The organism is Cytobacillus firmus NBRC 15306 (genome assembly GCF_001591465.1).
GTDB lineage: Bacteria > Bacillota > Bacilli > Bacillales > Cytobacillaceae > Cytobacillus > Cytobacillus firmus.
This window is the reverse complement of record NZ_BCUY01000231.1, coordinates 1-983: the sequence shown is the minus strand read 5'-3', so window position 1 is coordinate 983 and position 983 is coordinate 1. Positions and strand designations below refer to the sequence as shown.

The window sequence follows — 983 nt, the reverse complement described above, 5'->3', positions numbered from 1 at the left end:
TACAGAGCAGTTCGAGAGGGATCTTTCTGATTCTATACCATTAAGAATTGAAGACTTAATGCAGCGATCCCTGACCATGCGGTTTGTTGAACAGGGTGCCCGCCTGCTTTCTCCATTATTATAAGTTGATGTATCCTGTTTTTTGTTCTTTGAAAAATCGAAAACCCATGTTTAAGAACTCTGAACACGGGTTTCGATGGTTCATTTACTAAAAACGGTAATACAAAACAGGTAGTTCAAAGAGTTTGAATTGCTTTTTAAATAAATATAAATGACAAATGTATATCATAAGGAAATACGTTTATTAGAACTGCATACCTGCCTTTAGATCCTCGGACCTTTCCGTATGATATTCAGCGGTATCGGCAGCCAGTTCTCTAGCCTCTTTATCGAAACCTCAAGATACAGCTAAGTAAAATGTAAACTGGAGGAAAAACTTTGGAAGAAGTTCAAATTGGTTTACTGACGATTAAAGTCATCGTTGGTTTTGCAACTTTATTTTTTATCATTATCATAACAGGCAGAACATCCATAAATCAGTTAACCCCGTTTCACTTAGTTTTTGTGTTAGTACTTGGAGATTTATTAGGAAATACCATTTATCAAGATCAGGTAGGGGTCTTTCATTTTTTATATGCAATCGGATTGTGGACGTTTCTTATGCTGGGAATAGAGTTTATGACTCTAAAAAATAAATCGGCACGTTCTCTCTTATTAGGCAATCCTAACATCATCATTCGAGATGGTGTTATGGACAGAAAGTTACTTAAAAAGAACAAACTGGATGTAAATCAAGTATTGAGTATACTTCGTCAAAATCATGTCTTTTCAATTCGCGAAGTCAAATACGGTATATTGGAAGCTAATGGACAAATAAGTTTATTATTAAAATCCAAGTATCAAAAACCAGAAAAACAAGATTTCAATCTCCCGGAAAGTCCAGCAGACCTCCCAACATCGTTAATTATAGATGGGGAAATTCT

At 35.2% G+C, this 983-nt stretch carries 1 protein-coding gene; it reads left to right on the top strand.

Features of this window, described 5'->3' with window-relative positions; all coding sequences use genetic code 11:
• Window positions 1-438: 438 nt before the first annotated feature.
• Window positions 439-983, top strand: a 545-nt coding sequence (locus BFI01S_RS22025; RefSeq protein ID WP_061794465.1) for a DUF421 domain-containing protein, incomplete at its 3' end; no start/stop codon positions are given.